We start from the raw sequence: 18,437 nt of genomic DNA, 5'->3' as shown, positions 1-18,437 counted from the left end.
ATGACTAGTTATCGAATGGATTCCACGAATGCTTTGATATTGGCAGTTCCATTTTCTTTTAAATAAGTAATGAAAGCGCTTCCAATGATGGCTCCTTTGGCAAATTGAGTAGCTTGTTGGAACGTTTCGGCATTGTTGATTCCGAAGCCTATAACTTGAGGATTTTTCAAATTCATTTGAGCGATGCGTTGGAAATACGCTTCTTGTGTGTTTCCAAATCCTGCACTGGAGCCTGTTACACTAGCCGAGCTTACCATATAAATAAAACCATCCGAAACACTATCGATAAAATGGATGCGTTCGTCTGAAGTTTGTGGCGTAATTAAAAAGATGTTTTTTAAGCCGTATTTTTCAAAAATAGTTTTGTATTCTTCGGCATAGACATCTACAGGTAAATCAGGAATAATCAATCCGTCGATTCCAATTTCTGCACATTTTGCACAAAATGGCTCTACACCATACTGTAGCATCGGATTAAAATACCCCATAATCACTAGTGGAATACTTACTGTTTTTCGGATGTCTTTTAGTTGGTCAAACAATACTTGAGTGGTCATTCCGTTGTGCAAGGCTTGAGTGGAACTCGCCTGAATGGTAGGACCATCGGCCAAAGGATCGCTAAAAGGCAATCCGATTTCAATCATGTCGACGCCATTTTTTTCTAAATCTTGAATGATTTGTACGGTATCATTCAGGTTTGGATAGCCCGCAGAAAAATAGATGGACACTATTTTTTTATCTTCTTGTAATTTTTGATTGATTCGGTTCATAATTTATTCTTTCTATCTGAAATTCTATGTTTTTTGGTCTCAAATCTAATGCAAACGAGACTTTTTTGTTAAGTTTAAAATTATATTTACCGCAGATTCGCAAATTATTTTTTTACGTGATGAATTAAAATTCACTAATTTTTGGTTGTTTTTTTTACATCACCAAACTATAAGCCCAAGCTTTTTGGTTGGATTGCAAAACTACTTCTACACGTTTATAATGCTTTCCTTCGTAGAGGTCGGCTTGGCGAAGATCATTGGTCGTCACGTCATATACAATGCCTTGAATGGTATCTTCAGGATTTTCAGTTTCGACGATGATGGGGTAGTTGATCAGACCAAATTCTTCTTCGATTTGAATTTCTCTGACACGATAGCCCAAAAGCGTTTCTGGGGTTCCTTTGAGTGTTCTACCAAAAAGGTCTTCTTGCACCTCAGGATGCTGTAATGTTCCGTATGTAAATAATTTTTGCATAGTGCTTTGGTGTTAATGACTACTTCATTTGTGGTGCTGCAGGGTTTGCGTTAGGGATGGGAGCGGCATCCTCTAGGGGCGGGGTTCGCCCCTAGAGATATAGCGTACAGCCCGGTTCGCCACGGCGAAAACGCCCTACTACAATTTAAAGTAGTCAATATACGTATTTAAATCTTTATCTCCTCGTCCTGAAAGGCTAATCACGACAATATCTGAGGGTTTGAATTGTTTTTGTTTGAAAATAGCCAAGGCGTGCGAGGTTTCGATGGCGGGAATGATACCTTCTAATTTACACAATTCGAGTCCAAACTCCATCGCATCATCATCGGTAACGGAATAGAATTCGGCACGACCAGATTCAGCCAAATGGGCGTGCATAGGTCCCACACCCGGATAATCTAGGCCAGCCGAGATTGAGTAGGGCTCCGTAATTTGACCATCTGGGGTTTGCATCAACAGGGTTTTGCAACCGTGAATGATTCCCATTTTTCCTAGTTTACTCGTGGCGGCACTATGCCCTGAATCGACGCCTTTTCCAGCAGCTTCTACGGCAATAATACCCACTTCATCTTGGTCTAAGAAATGGTAAAATGTTCCAGCAGCATTGCTTCCGCCACCAATACAAGCAACGACATAGTCTGGATTTTCGCGACCTTCTTTTTCGTTCAATTGCCATTTGATTTCCTCGGAAATGACACTCTGAAAACGGGTAACCATATCAGGATAAGGGTGCGGACCAATGGCGGAACCAATGATGTAATGCGTGTCTACGGGATTGTTAATCCAATCGCGGATGGCTTCGTTGGTTGCGTCTTTGAGGGTACGAGAGCCTGATAAGGCTGGACGTACGGTAGCGCCCAACATTTTCATTCGAGCCACGTTAGGTGCTTGACGAGCAATGTCGATTTCGCCCATATACACTATGCATTCTAATCCCATTAAGGCGCAAACGGTAGCGGTAGCCACACCGTGCTGACCCGCACCTGTTTCGGCGATAATGCGTTTTTTGCCTAATTTTTTGGCCACTAAAATTTGTCCAATCGTGTTGTTGATTTTGTGTGCGCCCGTATGGTTGAGGTCTTCTCTTTTTAAGTAGACTTTGGTATTATATTTTTCAGATAATCGCTTCGCAAAATACAATGGGCTTGGACGCCCCACATAATCTTTTAATAGTTGGTTGAATTCTTCTTTAAAATCGGGTGTAGTGGTAATGTCCAAATAGTTTTGGCGCAATTCTTCTACGTTAGGATATAACATTTCTGGAATGTAGGCTCCTCCAAACTGACCATAATAGCCTTTTTCGTTTACGTGGTATGACATTTTTTTATTTTTTTATTTTCTCCAAAAGAGAAATGTTTTTTAATCCAAGTTCTATTTCAAATTTACTATTTACGTCTATGGCGTAAAGGGGTAAATGGGTGTTCAAGATTTCGTTTACTGCTGCGATTTCGTCAATCCCGATACCTCCACTTAGGAAAAAAGGTTTTGAGGAAGGATAGTTTTGTAAAATGGTCCAATCAAAAGTGGTTCCGTTGCCTCCAGGTAATTTGCCCTTGGTGTCAAAAAGAAAGAAATCGCAAACAGGCTCGTAGGGTTTCAATACGCTAAAATCAAAAGTTTCATCTGCTGAGAATACTTTGATGATTTCGATATTAGTCCTTAATTTATTTTTCAATTCCAAACAATAAGCTACCGATTCTTGTCCATGCAACTGTACGGCTTGTAAATCGTATTGGGCTACTTTGTCTAGGATGATGTCATTTTTTTCGTTGACAAAAACTCCCACTTTTTTGATAGATTTGGGTAACTCAGGCAACGGTCCTTCAAAATAACGAGCCGACTTTTCCCAAAAGATAAATCCCATATAATCGGGTAGGAGGGCTGCTACTTCGAGTATGTTATCAGGGTATTTCATACCGCAGATTTTAAGGCCAAAGCCCCCCATCCCCGCCTCGGCGGGGAGTTCTTGTGCGGATGTTGAATGCTGATTTGTTTTTGGTTTCATAACAATAGTGGTTAGTTGCTAGTAACTTATTGGTTTGCTCCCCCTTCGGGGGTTAGGGGGCTATTTTCTTTATAAAATCAGTGGCAGCTTCGCCTGCGTTATCTGTTTTCATAAAGTTTTCTCCAATCAAAAAGCCTTGGTATCCGTAGGGTTTTAATTCTTTAATGGCCTCAACAGTCGAAATGCCACTTTCGGATACTTTGACAAAATCATTTGGAATTTTGGAGGCTAATTCTTTGCTAAAATCCAAACTCACTTCGAAGGTTTTGAGGTTGCGATTGTTTACTCCAATCATATCCAGTGTGGGCATAATCGATTTTTCTAATTCTTCTAAATTATGCACTTCAAGCAAAACTTCTAGTCCTAAACTTTTAGTAAATTGGGATAACGATTGAATTTCTTCACGCGTTAAAACTGCGGCGATGAGTAGGATTAAATCGGCTCCGTGGGCTTTGGCTTCTAGGATTTGGTATTCGTCTACAATGAATTCTTTGCGTAATAAAGGAATATTTACCGAGGCTCTAGCCAAGAGTAAATCGTCTAGCGAACCCCCGAAATATTTACCGTCGGTTAGTACTGAAATTCCGCAAGCACCTGCATTTTCGTAGCCTTTTACTACTTCTTCAACTGTAAAATTATTGTTGATGATGGATTTGGAAGGGGAACGACGTTTGTGTTCGGCAATAATTCCAGAAGGACTTTCTTTTAATTTTTGGCTAAGGGAAATCGTCTGTTTTTCAAAAAACACCGAGGCTTCCAATTGCGAAACTGGAATAATGGATTTCTTGAGAAGGACTTCTCTTTTTTTATCGATGATGATTTTATCTAGGATGTTCATTAATTTTTTGTTTAAAGCTTTCTTTGTTTATGGTTTAAAGTTGTGGACTATTTCAACCACTTTAAACCTTAAACTTTTAAACTATTTTTATTTACTTAACTCTTTTAGTTTGTTCAAAGCTACCAAGCCTTTGCCAGATAGCAAACTTTCTTTCGCTATTTGAAATCCTTCTAAAGGAGTGCATTGGGTAACGGTTGCAATGGCCATAGCAGCATTGGCACAAACCACATTATTTTGGGCTTCTGTTCCTTTTCCTGAAAGAATAGTATGGAACATAGCAGCTGATTCTTCGATGGTTTTTCCACCCTCGATTTCGTTTTGAGATAAAAGGGATACACCAAAATCGCTTGGATGTAACATACCTTCCATTGTTTTGGTAATTGTTTTAGTAGGGCACGTCAATGAAATCTCATCATAGCCATCGAGTGCGTGAAGGATAGTAAAATTCACCTCGGTGTTTTGATACAAATAGCCATACATTCGGGCTAATTCCAAGTTGAAAACCCCAACCAATTGATTTTTAGGAAAAGAAGGATTGACCATTGGTCCCAACATATTGAAAAAGGTTTTTACCGCCAATTCTTTTCGTATTGGTCCTACATTTTTCATCGCCGGGTGAAAAAGAGGTGCGTGCAAGACGCAAATACCTGCTTGGTCAATACATTTTTCTAAAAAAGAGGCGTCGTTACTAAATTGCACGCCCATTTTTTCGAGTACATTACTGGAACCAGAAATAGAAGACACGCCGTAATTACCGTGTTTGGCTACTTTTATTCCTGCACCCGCCGCAACAAAGGAAGCCAAAGTGGAGATGTTAAAGGTATCTTTTCCATCGCCGCCTGTACCACATAAATCAATGGCATTGTACGCGGATAAATCTACTTTAATACACAAATCCAATAATGCTTCTCTGAAACCAGCTAACTCGTCTATACTAATGCTACGCATCATATAAACGGTCAAAAAAGAGGCAATTTGACTAGGATTATAACTTCCGTTGGATATATTAATCAATACATTTTTTGCTTCTTCTTTAGACAGCATTTCGTGATTGATGAGTCTGTTTAATATGTTTTTCATTTTTATGAAATACTAAGTTTGTAAATAACTAAGATTCTTAGTTTTGTTTTCTAAAAGGACTGTTTACTCAATACTGAAAACTGAGCACTAATTTTTTACCCAATTCTCTAACATTTTTTTTCCGTTAGGAGTCAATACACTTTCGGGGTGAAATTGTACGCCGCGAACATCATAGGTTTTATGACGCAAAGACATCACTTGGCCGTTTTCGTCTATGGATGTAATTTCTAAAACATCGGGTACATTTGTATCGACCACCCAAGAGTGGTAGCGCCCCACTTCGAATGTTGGTTCCAATCCATCAAAAAGGAGTTCGTCATTTACAATCGTTTTTACTGTTGTGGCTACTCCGTGGTATACTTTATCTAAATTGGACAAAGTACCGCCGTAGACTTCTCCAATGGCTTGTTGTCCAAGACATACCCCAAAAATGCTTTTGGTGGGACCGTATTTTTGAATCACTGCTTTGAGTAAACCCGCTTCGTCAGGGATACCAGGTCCTGGCGATAATAAAATTTTGTCGAAATGAGCGATTTCATCCAAATCAAATTCATCGTTTCGGTACACCGTTACTTCACAATCTAAATCTTCTAAATAATGTACTAAGTTGTAAGTGAAGCTATCGTAATTGTCTATGACTAGAATGGCCCTCCTGCCCCCAGAAGGGGGAGTTGTTGGAGCTGATATATTGTCGTTGTTCATTTTTAAATATTTTTTTAATTTCCATTTGTTTTTAACTACCTCCGCTCAGCGAAGTTCCCCCTTTGGGGGTTAGGGGGCTTATATCGTTTCTGCCAAATCCAATGCGGTATTTAAGGCTCTAAGTTTGTTATATACTTCTTGCATTTCGCTTTCTTCATCTGAGTTGGAAACGATGCCTGCACCTGCTTGCGAATGCAATTGATGGTTTTTGCTCAAGAAGGTTCGAATCATAATGGCGTGATTAAAATTGCCTTCAAAATCCATAAAACCTATGGCACCTCCATAAAAAGCACGATTGGTTTTTTCATACTCTTCAATCAATTGCATGGCTCTATGTTTTGGAGCCCCACTCAAGGTTCCGGCAGGGAAGGTGTCTGCGACCACTTGTAGCGTTAAGGCTTTTTCGTGTAAATGGCCTGTTACTTTAGATACTAAATGGATAACATGGGAGAAAAACTGAACTTCTCGGTATTTTTCTACTTGAACGTCATGTCCGTTGCGGCTCAAATCATTTCTGGCCAAATCGACTAACATCACATGTTCGCTATTCTCTTTTTTGTCTTCCGAAAGGGCTTTGGCCAAAACAGCATCCTTCTCGTCATCGCCAGTTCGTTTGAAAGTTCCGGCTATAGGATGAATTTCGGCTTTTCTGTTTTTTACGATAATTTGTGCTTCGGGTGAAGAACCAAATAATTTGAAATCACCATAGTCAAAAAAGAATAAATAAGGGGAAGGGTTAATGCTTCGCAAAGCGCGATACACATTAAATTCATCTCCTTTGAAACCTTGTGTAAAACGTCTTGACAAGACCAATTGGAACACATCGCCACGGAAACAGTGTTTTTTGGCTAATGCTACATTGTGTTTGAATTCTTCATCTGTAAGGTTAGAAAAACCTTCGCCTTCTTTTGTGAATTTATAGGTTGCTATATTTCGAGATTGCAGGAGTTGTTCGATTTCAGCGATATTGTTTTTTCCATCCAAGCTATGGCTAAAAATATAGGCTTCGTTCTTGAAATGGTTGATAGCAATGATGTTTTGATACACCGCATAATATACATCTGGGATAGTCGTGCTGTTTTCTTTCTTCGTGATGGTTACTTTTTCGAAATAGCGGACAGCATCATAAGCAATGTAGCCAAACAATCCATTGTTAATGAACTTGAAATCATTTTTTTGTGATTGAAATTGATTCGAAAAAGATTGAATGATTGCTGGGATATTTGTTGAGACATCAATACGAATTGTTTCTGCGGTGCCATCTGGATACTGCTTAGTAATGATTTCGTTTTCTATTTTTATGGATGCAATAGGTTGACAGCATATGTAGGAGAAACTGTTGTCGTTTCCGTGATAGTCACTACTTTCTAGCAATAAACTATTTGGGTATTTATCTCGAATTTTTAGATAAACACTCACCGGTGTAATCGTATCGGCAAGGATTTGTTTGTAATGTGTATTTAATAAATAAGTGTTCATTTTATTATAGTTAGTTTGAGCTGTTTTTAGTTTTAAAAAATAATTGTAAAAAAAAAAGGCTTGTCGTGAATGACAAGCCTTTTTATTATAATTGTTCAAATAATACTATAGGAGCTTTGTTCACGACGTTTGACGTAAAGTATTCCACCACCAAGTATTGTTTGTAATTGTTCTCATTTTTTTTGTTTTTCGTTGAGCAAATATATAAATGAAATTGAACTAATCAAAAGTAAAAGAAGAAAATAAAATAATTCTTTTGCTTTTTTTTGTTATATTCAAAACACTTTGCTTTTGATTATTAGCGGTTATTTACTAGCATTGGGCTTTCTTTTTTTCTAAAATCAGGATTATTTTTTAAATCAATAGAAGTAAAAAAATCTGTGATTGGAGTAGTGGTTATGTCAAACATTGATGCTGGATCTGGCCAATACTTTAGTTTACCATTAAAGCTTTGTTCTTCACTAACTAGGTTTTCTTTACAACGGTTAAGAGTGATATTTTTTAACTCAATCTTTGAAAAATTTTCTGGAGACAAGGTTATTTTTTCGCCTAATAGTAAAAATGGAGCAAATCCTGAAACTACACTGCTAGTGAATGATAAGTTACAGTTCTCTTTTAAGTAAATCGCTTCACGCACTAATCCTTGATTGTTTTCTTCGATATTTACAAAAGTAATGTTGCTGGCTTTTACATTTGTAAGTTTTTTAGTTAAATCTGCGTTTTCAGGTTTATCATAAGAATCAATTTCAAAGCATCTTGAGTTTCCAGACCCTGAAGAGAATGGATGACGAATGGCAATGCTATTGCTTAAGTTTGCTTGAACTCCCTCAGAGAAATCAAAGTCATCATCATCACAACGGAAAGAAATTAAATTTTTCATAGTGACATCACCGCCCGCTAAATGAAATGCATCACCGTTTGAGTAACTTACTTGTACATGATCTATGATTGTTTTTTTACCAACACCTCCCAATATCAAGGCATTGATTTCTTTTGATCCATTTATCTTTTTACCAGCATATTCTATACGAACATATTTCAAAACACCTGAATAATCATCTGGTTTATCTCCCCCATAAGTAGCTTGGGCAAGATCTAGATTGAAATCAGTCATTACATGTTTGTTGTCTTTGTCAATTTTATTTACTGGAGCATTACCCAAAATGATAATTCCACCCCAGTTTCCTGGTTTTCTTACTGTAGCTGCCTTATCAGAAGTAAAAATAATAGGAGCTTTTTCGGTACCTTCAGCAATAAGTTTTGCTCCTTTGGTGATAATTAAGGTACCACAATAATCAATGTCACCTACACCTCCTCTTATGATAGTTCCTGGCTCAATAGTTAGGGTTGCATTATTTGTTACATAAACTCTATTGTTTAGTTGATACGTTTTTGTACTTACTAGCTTAGTGTCTTTATTGATAATATCAGGTAAAACCTCATTAGCTTCAGGATATTCGGCTGTTGCAGGTTTAAAGTTAGTCCAATTATTCATCCAATTGGAGTCGCCATTAATACCATTTCCTTTTTGTGCAAATAAAGATAAACTACACGCGATGCAAATAATTAGTAAAGTTTTTTGTTTCATATTTATTGTTTTAATGTGGGGCTTTTCTTTGTTTTTGGTAAACTTAAAAACTAAAGTAATAAAATAAAACAATAATAAAGAAAACTTAACACTTTAAAGCGAAAAAATGTTGATTTTAGAACAATACTCCCTTTTTTTATTAAAGAAAGAAATTATTTTGTGGTAAAAATGAAAAAAAACCAATCAGATTAGGATTGGTTTTTTTTGATTAAAATCGATGTGTTCTGGCAAAACGTGATGAAATTTTTTGGTTTTAAACCTAATTAATTGGTACTAACTACTATTGTACTTTCTTTTTTTCTGAAATCGGGATTGTTTTTGATTTGAGAAGATTTGAATAAGTCAGCAATTGCAATAGAAGTAAATTCGATACCCATTGCAGATGGATCTGGCCAATATTTTAGTTTGTCATTATGACTCGTTTCCTCGCTTAGAATTGAACCTTTGCAATTGTTTACAATAATATCCTTTAAAGCTATTTTGGCTAAATTGTCTGGGTTTAATCCGATTTTGCCTTCCATTAATAAGAATGGAGCAAAACCAGAAACAATGCTATTTTTTAAAGAGAAGAAGCATTTTTCTTTTATGTAAATAGATTCTCTTACCAATCCCTGATTGTTTTCTTCTATATTTACTAAAGTAATGTTGTTAGCTTGTATGTTGCTGAGTTTTTTATTCGGGTCGTAGTTTTCAAATTTGTCATACGAATCTAATTCAAAACATCTTGAACCTGCAGCATCCGAAGAAAATGGATGGCGGATAGCAATGCTATTTGTAATGCTAGCTTGTACACCTTGAGTAAAATCAAAATCATCATCAGTAGTACGATAAGATATTAAGTGGTCTAATTTTACATCACCACCATAGCATTCAAATGAATCATCATTTGAGTAACTAATTTGAATGTGACTAAGAGTTGTTTTATTTCCTACACCAGCAAGTGACAATCCATTTAGTTCTTTTAATGCATTTAGTTTTCTTCCAGCATATTCAATTCGGACGTATTTTAATGTACCAGAATTACTTTCAGTATTTTGGCCACCATAAGAACATTTGGAAGTATCTAAATTGAAATCCAATAAGGCTTGTCCATTGATGCCAACTTTGTTGATAGGCGCATCTCCAAGGACTAAGATTCCTCCCCAATCTCCGGGTTTTCTGACCGTAGTAACTTTGTTCGAAGTAAATACAATAGGATTTTTTTCGGTTCCTTCGGCCACGATTTTCGCTCCTTTGGTAATTACAAGTGTGCCACAGGTCATTTCGTCACCCCGAATTATTGTTCCGGGTTCTATGGTTAAGATTGCATTATTGGTAACATATACGGTTCCTTCTAGTCGATAGGTGTTGTCGCTGCTAAGTTTGGTGTCTTTATCAATTACACCAGATAAGATAGCATTGGGTTCTTTATATTCAGTTGTAGCGGGTTTGAAATTGGTCCAATTTTGCAACCAATTGGTATCGCCATAAATTCCTTTTACTTGTTGAGCTGATGAAGATAAAAAGCTCAAGACAAAAATGATAAGTACTACTTTTTGTTTCATTTTTACTTTTGTTTAAACTACGTCTATTAATGTTTTGTTGTTTTGACTAATCAAAAGTAGTAGTGGTCTTTAAAGGTATTTGTGAATTTATGTTAAGATTGTATTACTAAAAGTAGTGGATTTGGTTTATATTTTACAGTTTAGTAATTATTTGGTAACTAGAAATTGGTTGTTTTTTGTATTAAAAAAAAGCCCCAAATAGTGTTTAACTTTTTGGGGCATGTTCAAACTTAGTTGAGAGTTTCTCTTACAGTAAGTGTATTTTGTCTTAGAATTTCAAAGTCACTTTCAATTCGAACTCGTCATTGATGGCTTTGTCACCAATGCTTTCGAAGAATGATTTTGAACCATATTTAATATCGTATTTAGTTCTATCTACATTAAAAGTTGTAGTAGCTGTATTTCCGTTTACAGTAATATCAAAAGTAACTGGTTTAGTAATTCCTTTGATTGTTAAGTCAGCGGTTACTGCGTAAACATCTTTAGATTTAGAACCAATTTTTTTGAATACTAAAGTAGCAGTAGGGAATTTTGCTGTTCCAAAAAAGTCATCTGCTTTTAAGTGACCATTTAATTTTCCTTGGTATTCTCCTTGTAAGTCAGTTGCTGTTAATGAGTTCATATCAACAGTGAAAGAGCCACCTTTTAAAGCTTTTCCTTTGAATACTAAAGCTCCTTCTTTGAAGTTAACAGTACCATTGTGTTGTCCTGTTACTTTTTTTCCTAACCATTCGATAGTACTTCCTGCTACATCAATTTTTTTGGTTTGTGCAGATACTGATACTGATGCTACTACTAAAAATGCTAATGCAATTGATTTTAAATTTTTCATGTTAAATTGGTTTTTAGATTAATATTTGAGTTGTAAAGTTATAAAGTAATAAATAAATCTTCGCTAGATTTTCTAACTTTTGTGTAGTGTTGTGTATCGTCATCTTCGTGACGGTAGCCCACAGCTGCGATTACAGCAGCGTTTAAGTTTAATTTGTCTAAACCTAAAATAGTATTAAACTGTGCAGGATCAAATCCTTCCATAGGAGTAGCGTCAATTTTTAATTCAGCAGCAGCATTCAACAAATTGGCTAATGCCAAATAGGTTTGTTTAGCAGTCCAAACTTTTTTCACGTCGTCTGATAGATTAAGAAGACTTCCTTTCATAAAGTCCCCATAGCCATTCAAAGCTCCTTCTGGTAAATTTCTGGTTTTTTCTGCATTTTTTAGGTAACCTTCTATGTCTTCGTTGCCAACAGTTGTTTGATTAGCAAAAACGAATAGGTGAGAAGCTTCGGTTATTTGACTTTGTCCCCAAGCTGCAGGCTGTAATTGCGCTCTTAATTCTGGATTATCTACAATAAAAACTTTGTATAATTGTAAACCGTAAGAAGATGAACTCAAGCGGATAGCTTCTTTCAGGGTGTTTAAATCTTCGTTTGATATTTTTTTGCTAGCATCATATTTTTTGGTAGCATATCTCCAATTTTGATGGTTTAAAAATGTACTCATAATGTATTTAATTTATTTAGTTCTGTATTTTTCTAATAAGTAATTGAGTTGTTGTAATTCTTCAATGGTTAAGTTGTTGGCAAAAGATTCTTCATGTTCTTTTATCTGAGGTTCCAATTCTTTTAACAGTAGCAAACCTTTTTCGGTAATTAGTACTTCTATTTTTCTTCTGTTGTCAGGGCAAACATTTCGAGTTACTAGTTCTTTTAATAATAACTTGTCAACTAATCGCGTAGTGTTGCTTGTTTTGGCTAACATACGCTCTTGAATCACACACATATTGGCTGGTGTTCCTTTTTGACCTCTCAAAATTCGAAGTACATTGTATTGCTCTCCAGAAATGTCGTGAGGTTTTAAAATTTCATTGAAATTCTCGGACAGAACAATTTGAGTATACATGACATTTAAAATGGCTCGTGTCGATTCGTTGTAATCGATAGTGCTTTTTAAAACTTCTTCTATTTTCATGTTTGTAATTACTTTATTTGTCGATACAAATGTAACACTTTTTTTATATGTATATACAAATGTTGTGTTTTTAACATTTATTTTGCATTTGATTTCTAAATGTAAAGTGCACAAAAGAATTTATTATGGTGTAATAGTTTGTTATAAATAGCTGATTTTCGAGTTTCCTGTTTTTTATTGAACAATTGGTTGTGTTTTTTTCAAGTGTACTTTTGTGTTTTTTTAGTTAAACTATTTTTAGTTATAGGTTTAATAAAAGTTTTTTAAAAAAAGATAAGAATTCTTTTATTTATTTTTTAAAAGGCCTTTGTTTGGATAATTGTTATTTTTTTGTGATTAATAATGTCGTTTTGTTATTTTTAAATCAAAATAATTGTATATTTATAAAAATTAAATTTTCACGATTAATTCATACAATTGCACTGGTAGTTATTTAAAAAAAGTAGTATGAGTTTTCATTCAAAGCAACAACAGGAAGAAATTGAGCGATTAAAAAAAGAACTTCTTTTTTACAGTGCTTATGATTCTTTTGTCAAAAAAAGCACGGATTTATTCTGTACTTTCAATCTTTTGGGAAAGTTTGTTTCTTTAAGTCCTAATTTTTCTTTGTTAGGTTTTGATAGTAATTATTTAGAAGAATCTTCTTTTCTACAGATTATAGCTCCATCGGATACTGAAGCCACCAGAATTTGTATTCAAACAGCAAAAGAATCAGGACGTATTACTACGATTGTTGTTAAGGTATTAGATAGCTCAGCACATTCTTTTTTTTATCAATGGCGATTTTGGTTTGATGTGCCCTCTAATTTGTTTCATGCTTATGCATTTGATGTAAATGAATTTCAGATTACTAAGCAAGAATGTTTAGCTAGTAAGTTATTGCTTAATGATGGTCAAAAGTTAACCAAAACAGGAAGTTGGGTTTTTTATTTTGACACGGAAGAGTTGATTTGGTCTGACGAATTGTATGCCATTTTTGAAATCGATAAAAATACAAATGATTTGTATGCCGATTATTTATCGCATTTGTCTCTTCCTGATTTGGAACTATTAAATAGTAAATTAGACGGGATAGTAAAAACCCAAATTCCCTATGAAATCGAACATCAAATTCATTTTCCAAATAATTGTAAGAAATGGCTTTACGCAACAGCAATTCCAATAATAGACGATAAAAAAAAGGTTATTGGTTTAAAAGGAGTTGCACAAGATATTACCCAAAAAAAAGAAGTAGAATTACTCTTAAAAGTAAGACAAGAGGCTGAAAAAGAAAACCAAATCAAAGCTTTAGAAGAGAAAAGCAATAGTAAGTTTAGGAGCTATATTGAAAATGCTCCAGATGGTATTTTTGTAGCCGACGAAAAAGGACGTTTTTTGGAAGTGAATCCATCTGCTAGTAAAATAACTGGATTTTCCAAAGAAGAATTACTCGACATGTCTACAACTGATTTTACCGACCCTGAATCACCCGAGCGATGTTTGCAAACCTTGTATCAAGTAAAGAATTATGGTAGCTGCAATGTAGATTTACAATTTATTCATAAAGATGGAAGTTTGAGATGGTGGTCGTTGGATGCAGTAAAGCTCTCTGAAACCTCTTACTTAGGTTTTGTAAAAGACATTACGGATCGAAAAAAAATAGAAAAAGAAGTTCAAGAAAGTGAAGAACGATATCGAGTGTTAGTCAAGCAAATGTTGGACGCTATTGTTATTTCGACTATCGATGGTCGTATTGTGAGTGTTAATGAAAATGCTTGCAAAGTTTCCGGTTTTACGGAAGAAGAATTGCTAACCAAATCAATTTTTGATTTTGTTGCCAATGATGATATTTTGATAAAACCCTTACAGTTTGAAAAATTGCATAAAGGATTGTCGGTACAGTCCGAACGTAAAATTATTCTGAAGGAAAACAAAGTTCTTTATGTAGAGCTTAATTCTAAGTTGCTGCACGACGGAACCGTTTTAACTATTTTGCGTGACATTACAGAGCGTAAAGCGGCCGAAGCTTTATTGATTGAAAATGAACAATTTTTACTTGAAACCCAGCGAATCGCGAATATAGGTACCTTTAGCATCAATTTGAATACGGATGTTTGGACTCGGTCTAAACTTTTGGATGTTATTTTTGGTATCTCATCATCAGATGATTTTAATTCGTATGCATGGCTTTCCTTAGTACATCCAGATCATAAAGGGATTATGGTAGAGTATATTACCAAAGAAGTCTTAGGTGAAAAGCAGCCCTTTAATAAAGAATATAAAATTATTAGAGCCAATGATGGTCAGGTACGTTGGTTACACGGAAATGGTTCTTTGAAATTTGATCAAGAGGGTAAACCTTCTGTATTAGTAGGGACTATTCGAGATGTGACAGAACGAAAGATATTAGAAATAGAATTGACCAAAGCTAAAGAAAAAGCCGAGGAAGCCAATAAAGCCAAAACAGAATTTCTTGCAAATATGAGTCATGAAATCCGAACACCTTTAAATGGGATTATTGGTTTTTCGGATTTGCTGTCAGCGACTTATCTTGATAAAAACCAGATGGAATACATGGACACGATTCATGAATCTGCCATTACCTTAATGGGAATTATCAATAATATTTTGGATTTTTCTAAAATTGAATCGGGAAAATTAGAATTGAATATCGAAGAAGTAGATTTATATGAATTAGTACATCAAACCGTTCATTTGTTCAAATTTCAAGCACAGCAAAAACAAATTGAACTAAACCTTACTTTTCAAGAGGATGTGCCGAGATATATTTTGGCAGACTCTTTACGGCTTAAACAAGTGTTAGTTAACTTAATCAATAATGCATTAAAATTTACTTCATTTGGTCAGATTAATGTGGATTTGAAAGTCTTGGAAGTTCAAAAACAATTCTACACTATCCAGTTCTCGGTAAAAGATACCGGAATTGGTATTAAGCGAAAAAATCAAGAAAAAATATTTCAATCTTTTGTACAGGAAGATGCCACAACTTCTCGACAATTTGGAGGAACAGGTTTGGGATTGACCATTTCAAATCAATTACTAGGTTTAATGAAGAGTGAATTACATCTGAAAAGCCAACAAGGTGAAGGTAGTGATTTCTATTTTTCTATTATCTTTGAAAAAATCAATTCACTAAAAATGAAAACTAAGGAAAAAACAATTGAAGTAGAAATGCAGCAAGAATTGAATGGTGACAATCTAAGTGTCTTGATTGTCGAAGACAACTCAGTAAACCGTTTTTTGGCTGTTACTCTAATCAAAAGAATTGTTCCCAATGCAGAAATTATTGAAGCGAAAAACGGAGAAGAAGCGATAGCAATTATTAGAAATAATCAAGGATTTGATCTTATTTTAATGGATATTCAAATGCCAATTATGAATGGGTACGAAGCGGCCTCTGAAATCAGAAAAATTTCGAAATATCAAAATGTTCCAATTATCGCTCTTACCGCAGGAATACTGAATGGGGAAAGAGAAAAATGTTTAGAATACGGAATGAACGATTATTTGTCAAAACCTATTCTTGCCAAAGATTTACAGGAGATGATTCAAAAATGGGTCTTGATTAAAGACTGATCTTTAATAACTAGTATCGTCTAATTTTACTTTTCCATTAAAGGTCTTGTATAAAAAGAAAAAGTAAGCCGCTAATAATGGTGCACCTATAGCCACAATAGTTAGCATAATTCCTAATGATTTTTGCGAAGAAGCAGCGTTATAAATCGTAACACTGTACTCAGGTTTTATGGTAGAAATCAATAGGGTAGGGTACAAATGCAAGGCTACCAAAATCAGCAAAAGCGACATAGTCAGTGACGAAAAAATCAAGGCCCGCATGTATTGTTTTTTGGATACCAATCTTGGTACATTGGCTACTGCCAAAAATGAAATCACTGGAACCGCGAAATAAATAGGATTGCTTCTAAAATTTTCAGTTACACCAGGAATGAATATTAGCGTGTATAGCGAAGTGATTCCAAAACTAACAATGAAAAAAATCATACCTCTTCGGAGTAGGAAAGTCAAGCGTTGGTGTAAAGTTCCTTCGGTTTTTAGCAATAAATAGATGGCGCCTTGCGTCATAAAAAGCGATAGCGTAGTAAATCCAACCATAATCGCATAGGGATTAAGAAAGGAAAAAAAGATGCCTCCTTTGTAACTAAAATTAGGGCCTAATGCAAAGCCTTGCAGAATATTACCCAATACAACGCCTAACAAAAACGCAATCATTATACTTGAAGTGCTATATACTATATCCCAAGTTTTACGCCACCACACCATTTCCTCTGCACTTCTAAACTTGATAGCAGCCGCACGAAGTACATTGAAAAACAAGAAAATCATAAACGGAACATACATGGCAGAAAGCATAGTTGCATACATTACAGGGAAGCCTGCAAATAATGCCCCGCCTCCAATAACCAACCAAACCTGATTGGCATCCCAAACCGGACCAATGGCATTGATGGCTATACGGCGACTCAAATCTTTTCTAAAAAACAAATGCCAAGCACCTGCACCAAAATCAAATCCTTCTAAAATCGCGTAACCTGAGAATAAGAGTCCAATGACCAAATACCAAAGCGTGGGATAATCTATGCCTAAAAAATACTCCATAAGTGTAAAGTTGTGGGTGAGTAAATCAGTTTAAAACAGCGTCGGATGAATCATAGGGGCCGTGTTTTACTTTTTTATTGACAGAATAAAGGAATAAAACCAAAAGTAAAGAATATACTAGCGTAAAAAGCACCAATGAAAATAAAATTTGGTTAGCCGAAACTTCTTGAGAGAAAGCCTGACTCGTTCTTAACTGACCATATACTACCCAAGGTTGTCTTCCCATTTCGGCCGTAAACCATCCCACCTGATTGGCTATTTGAGGCAATAGCACCGAATAAGAGAAAATAGTCAATAGCCATTTGGTTTCGAACAATTTGCCTTTGAACCACAAGAAACTCGCATAAAAAGTAAGCGCAATCAAAAACAAACCAATAGCCACCATAATATGGTAAAATTGAAACACGGCATTGATTTGGCTAGGACGGTCTTGTTCTGGAAAATCATTCAAACCTTTGATAGGCGTTTTAAAATCCTGATGAATCAAGAACGATAAGCCACCCGGAATACCTATGCCTGTTACGGTTTGGTCTTTTTTATTCACCCAACCCACAAGGTATAAATCTGCGGGAGCATTTTTTTCAAAATGACCTTCCATCGCTGCTAATTTTGCTGGCTGATTCACGGCTACTCCATCAGCAGAGCTGTGTCCAGAAAGTAATTGTGTAAAAGAAAAGAAAGTAGCTACTCCCAACGCAATCGGAAATGCTTTTTTAGAAATGGCAACAAAGCGTCCTTTTTTTAAGTAGTAGGCATGAACACTTAATACTAAAAATGCCCCTGCCAAAAATGCCCCTTGCCAAGTATGTATCAATCGGTCAACACTTGAAGGATTAAAGACCATCGCCCAAAAATCGGTTACTTCAGCGCGAGCGTGCAGGCCTTCACCTACGATATGATAGCCTGCTGGGGTTTGTTGCCAAGAATTAGCCACTACAATCCAAACCGCCGAAAACATAGAACCTAAAAATACACCAATGGTAGAAACCAAATGCACCCATGGTTTTACGCGATTCCAACCAAAGAGCAATACGCCCAAAAAGGTACTTTCTAGACCAAAAGCAAAAAGACCTTCGGCAGCTAGTGCACTACCAAAAATGTCACCCACATAACGCGAATACACCGCCCAGTTGGTGCCAAATTCAAATTCCATAATGATGCCAGTGGCAACACCAATTCCGAAAGTTAAAGCGAAAATTTTAATCCAAAAACGAGTAAGAGTTTCGTATTCTTTGTTGCCAGTTTTGATATAAATACTTTCAAAAAGTACGATAAGCAATCCAATGCCTATGCTCAAAGGCGGATAGATATAATGAAAGGCAACAGTAAAAGCAAACTGGATTCGAGCTAATATTTCAACATCCATAG

At 35.7% G+C, this 18,437-nt stretch carries 16 protein-coding genes; 1 reads left to right on the top strand and 15 read right to left on the bottom strand.

From position 1 onward, the window contains the following. Window positions 1-8 precede the first annotated feature (8 nt). The 13 genes from trpA to ACZ1AQ_RS03180 form a co-directional block, all read right to left on the bottom strand. A complete protein-coding gene (trpA, locus tag ACZ1AQ_RS03240) occupies window positions 9-770 on the bottom strand; it encodes a tryptophan synthase subunit alpha (RefSeq protein WP_489631511.1) in 762 nt (253 codons plus the stop codon). A gap of 154 nt (window positions 771-924) precedes the next feature. Continuing rightward, a complete protein-coding gene (locus ACZ1AQ_RS03235; RefSeq protein WP_489631510.1) occupies window positions 925-1,245 on the bottom strand; it encodes a gamma-glutamylcyclotransferase family protein in 321 nt (106 codons plus the stop codon). A 138-nt stretch (window positions 1,246-1,383) separates the two neighbouring features. Further along, window positions 1,384-2,565 (bottom strand): tryptophan synthase subunit beta, encoded by a 1,182-nt coding sequence (trpB, locus tag ACZ1AQ_RS03230; protein WP_489631509.1) that lies wholly within the window; start codon window positions 2,563-2,565, stop codon window positions 1,384-1,386. Window positions 2,566-2,569: 4 nt separating this feature from the next. After that, window positions 2,570-3,190, bottom strand: coding sequence for a phosphoribosylanthranilate isomerase (locus ACZ1AQ_RS03225; RefSeq protein ID WP_489631736.1), 621 nt, complete (start codon window positions 3,188-3,190; stop codon window positions 2,570-2,572). Between the two features lie 112 nt (window positions 3,191-3,302). After that, on the bottom strand, window positions 3,303-4,088 hold the full coding sequence (gene trpC, locus ACZ1AQ_RS03220) for an indole-3-glycerol phosphate synthase TrpC (RefSeq protein WP_489631508.1): 786 nt from the start codon (window positions 4,086-4,088) through the stop codon (window positions 3,303-3,305). Window positions 4,089-4,175: 87 nt separating this feature from the next. Continuing rightward, window positions 4,176-5,168 carry an anthranilate phosphoribosyltransferase gene (gene trpD, locus ACZ1AQ_RS03215; RefSeq protein ID WP_489631507.1) on the bottom strand — a complete coding sequence of 331 codons (993 nt, stop codon included), beginning with the start codon at window positions 5,166-5,168 and terminating at the stop codon, window positions 4,176-4,178. Window positions 5,169-5,255: 87 nt separating this feature from the next. Then, window positions 5,256-5,870, bottom strand: coding sequence for an anthranilate synthase component II (locus tag ACZ1AQ_RS03210; RefSeq protein ID WP_489631506.1), 615 nt, complete (start codon window positions 5,868-5,870; stop codon window positions 5,256-5,258). Window positions 5,871-5,948: 78 nt separating this feature from the next. Beyond that, entirely contained in the window at window positions 5,949-7,349 is a 1,401-nt protein-coding gene (locus ACZ1AQ_RS03205) for an anthranilate synthase component I family protein (protein WP_489631505.1), read from the bottom strand. Window positions 7,350-7,647: 298 nt separating this feature from the next. Then, window positions 7,648-8,937, bottom strand: a complete 1,290-nt coding sequence (locus tag ACZ1AQ_RS03200) for a hypothetical protein (protein WP_489631504.1) — start codon at window positions 8,935-8,937, stop codon at window positions 7,648-7,650. A gap of 263 nt (window positions 8,938-9,200) precedes the next feature. Further along, window positions 9,201-10,481, bottom strand: coding sequence for a hypothetical protein (locus ACZ1AQ_RS03195; protein WP_489631503.1), 1,281 nt, complete (start codon window positions 10,479-10,481; stop codon window positions 9,201-9,203). A 268-nt stretch (window positions 10,482-10,749) separates the two neighbouring features. Then, window positions 10,750-11,313, bottom strand: a complete 564-nt coding sequence (locus ACZ1AQ_RS03190; protein WP_489631502.1) for a YceI family protein — start codon at window positions 11,311-11,313, stop codon at window positions 10,750-10,752. 38 nt (window positions 11,314-11,351) lie between these two features. Further along, a complete protein-coding gene (locus tag ACZ1AQ_RS03185) occupies window positions 11,352-11,984 on the bottom strand; it encodes an NAD(P)H-dependent oxidoreductase (protein WP_489631501.1) in 633 nt (210 codons plus the stop codon). 12 nt (window positions 11,985-11,996) lie between these two features. Then, a complete protein-coding gene (locus ACZ1AQ_RS03180) occupies window positions 11,997-12,452 on the bottom strand; it encodes a MarR family winged helix-turn-helix transcriptional regulator (RefSeq protein WP_489631500.1) in 456 nt (151 codons plus the stop codon). 447 nt (window positions 12,453-12,899) lie between these two features. Here ACZ1AQ_RS03180 and ACZ1AQ_RS03175 point away from each other — a divergent pair, with 447 nt between their 5' ends. Beyond that, the gene (locus tag ACZ1AQ_RS03175) at window positions 12,900-16,028 is read left to right on the top strand and encodes a PAS domain S-box protein (RefSeq protein WP_489631499.1); all 3,129 of its coding nucleotides are present in this window, start codon (window positions 12,900-12,902) and stop codon (window positions 16,026-16,028) included. Window positions 16,029-16,031: 3 nt separating this feature from the next. Here the strand turns inward: ACZ1AQ_RS03175 and cydB are convergent, their stop codons facing one another. Continuing rightward, the gene (gene cydB / locus ACZ1AQ_RS03170; RefSeq protein ID WP_489631498.1) at window positions 16,032-17,069 is read right to left on the bottom strand and encodes a cytochrome d ubiquinol oxidase subunit II; all 1,038 of its coding nucleotides are present in this window, start codon (window positions 17,067-17,069) and stop codon (window positions 16,032-16,034) included. Between the two features lie 25 nt (window positions 17,070-17,094). Beyond that, window positions 17,095-18,435, bottom strand: coding sequence for a cytochrome ubiquinol oxidase subunit I (locus tag ACZ1AQ_RS03165; protein ID WP_489631497.1), 1,341 nt, complete (start codon window positions 18,433-18,435; stop codon window positions 17,095-17,097). Between the last annotated feature and the right edge of the window lie 2 nt (window positions 18,436-18,437).

The organism is Flavobacterium sp. UM26, assembly GCF_057922445.1.
The sequence above is the reverse complement of the archived record's forward strand: the minus strand, read 5'-3'. Positions and strand labels throughout refer to the sequence as shown.

What these genes read in the sequence shown, in the direction of transcription:
- trpA (WP_489631511.1), bottom strand. Translation starts at nt 770, where the DNA reads ATGAACCGAATCAATCAAAAATTACAAGAAGATAAAAAAATAGTGTCC.
- ACZ1AQ_RS03235 (WP_489631510.1), bottom strand. Translation starts at nt 1,245, where the DNA reads ATGCAAAAATTATTTACATACGGAACATTACAGCATCCTGAGGTGCAA.
- trpB (WP_489631509.1), bottom strand. Translation starts at nt 2,565, where the DNA reads ATGTCATACCACGTAAACGAAAAAGGCTATTATGGTCAGTTTGGAGGA.
- ACZ1AQ_RS03225 (WP_489631736.1), bottom strand. Translation starts at nt 3,190, where the DNA reads ATGGGGGGCTTTGGCCTTAAAATCTGCGGTATGAAATACCCTGATAAC.
- trpC (WP_489631508.1), bottom strand. Translation starts at nt 4,088, where the DNA reads ATGAACATCCTAGATAAAATCATCATCGATAAAAAAAGAGAAGTCCTT.
- trpD (WP_489631507.1), bottom strand. Translation starts at nt 5,168, where the DNA reads ATGAAAAACATATTAAACAGACTCATCAATCACGAAATGCTGTCTAAA.
- ACZ1AQ_RS03210 (WP_489631506.1), bottom strand. Translation starts at nt 5,870, where the DNA reads ATGAACAACGACAATATATCAGCTCCAACAACTCCCCCTTCTGGGGGC.
- ACZ1AQ_RS03205 (WP_489631505.1), bottom strand. Translation starts at nt 7,349, where the DNA reads ATGAACACTTATTTATTAAATACACATTACAAACAAATCCTTGCCGAT.
- ACZ1AQ_RS03200 (WP_489631504.1), bottom strand. Translation starts at nt 8,937, where the DNA reads ATGAAACAAAAAACTTTACTAATTATTTGCATCGCGTGTAGTTTATCT.
- ACZ1AQ_RS03195 (WP_489631503.1), bottom strand. Translation starts at nt 10,481, where the DNA reads ATGAAACAAAAAGTAGTACTTATCATTTTTGTCTTGAGCTTTTTATCT.
- ACZ1AQ_RS03190 (WP_489631502.1), bottom strand. Translation starts at nt 11,313, where the DNA reads ATGAAAAATTTAAAATCAATTGCATTAGCATTTTTAGTAGTAGCATCA.
- ACZ1AQ_RS03185 (WP_489631501.1), bottom strand. Translation starts at nt 11,984, where the DNA reads ATGAGTACATTTTTAAACCATCAAAATTGGAGATATGCTACCAAAAAA.
- ACZ1AQ_RS03180 (WP_489631500.1), bottom strand. Translation starts at nt 12,452, where the DNA reads ATGAAAATAGAAGAAGTTTTAAAAAGCACTATCGATTACAACGAATCG.
- ACZ1AQ_RS03175 (WP_489631499.1), top strand. Translation starts at nt 12,900, where the DNA reads ATGAGTTTTCATTCAAAGCAACAACAGGAAGAAATTGAGCGATTAAAA.
- cydB (WP_489631498.1), bottom strand. Translation starts at nt 17,069, where the DNA reads ATGGAGTATTTTTTAGGCATAGATTATCCCACGCTTTGGTATTTGGTC.
- ACZ1AQ_RS03165 (WP_489631497.1), bottom strand. Translation starts at nt 18,435, where the DNA reads ATGGATGTTGAAATATTAGCTCGAATCCAGTTTGCTTTTACTGTTGCC.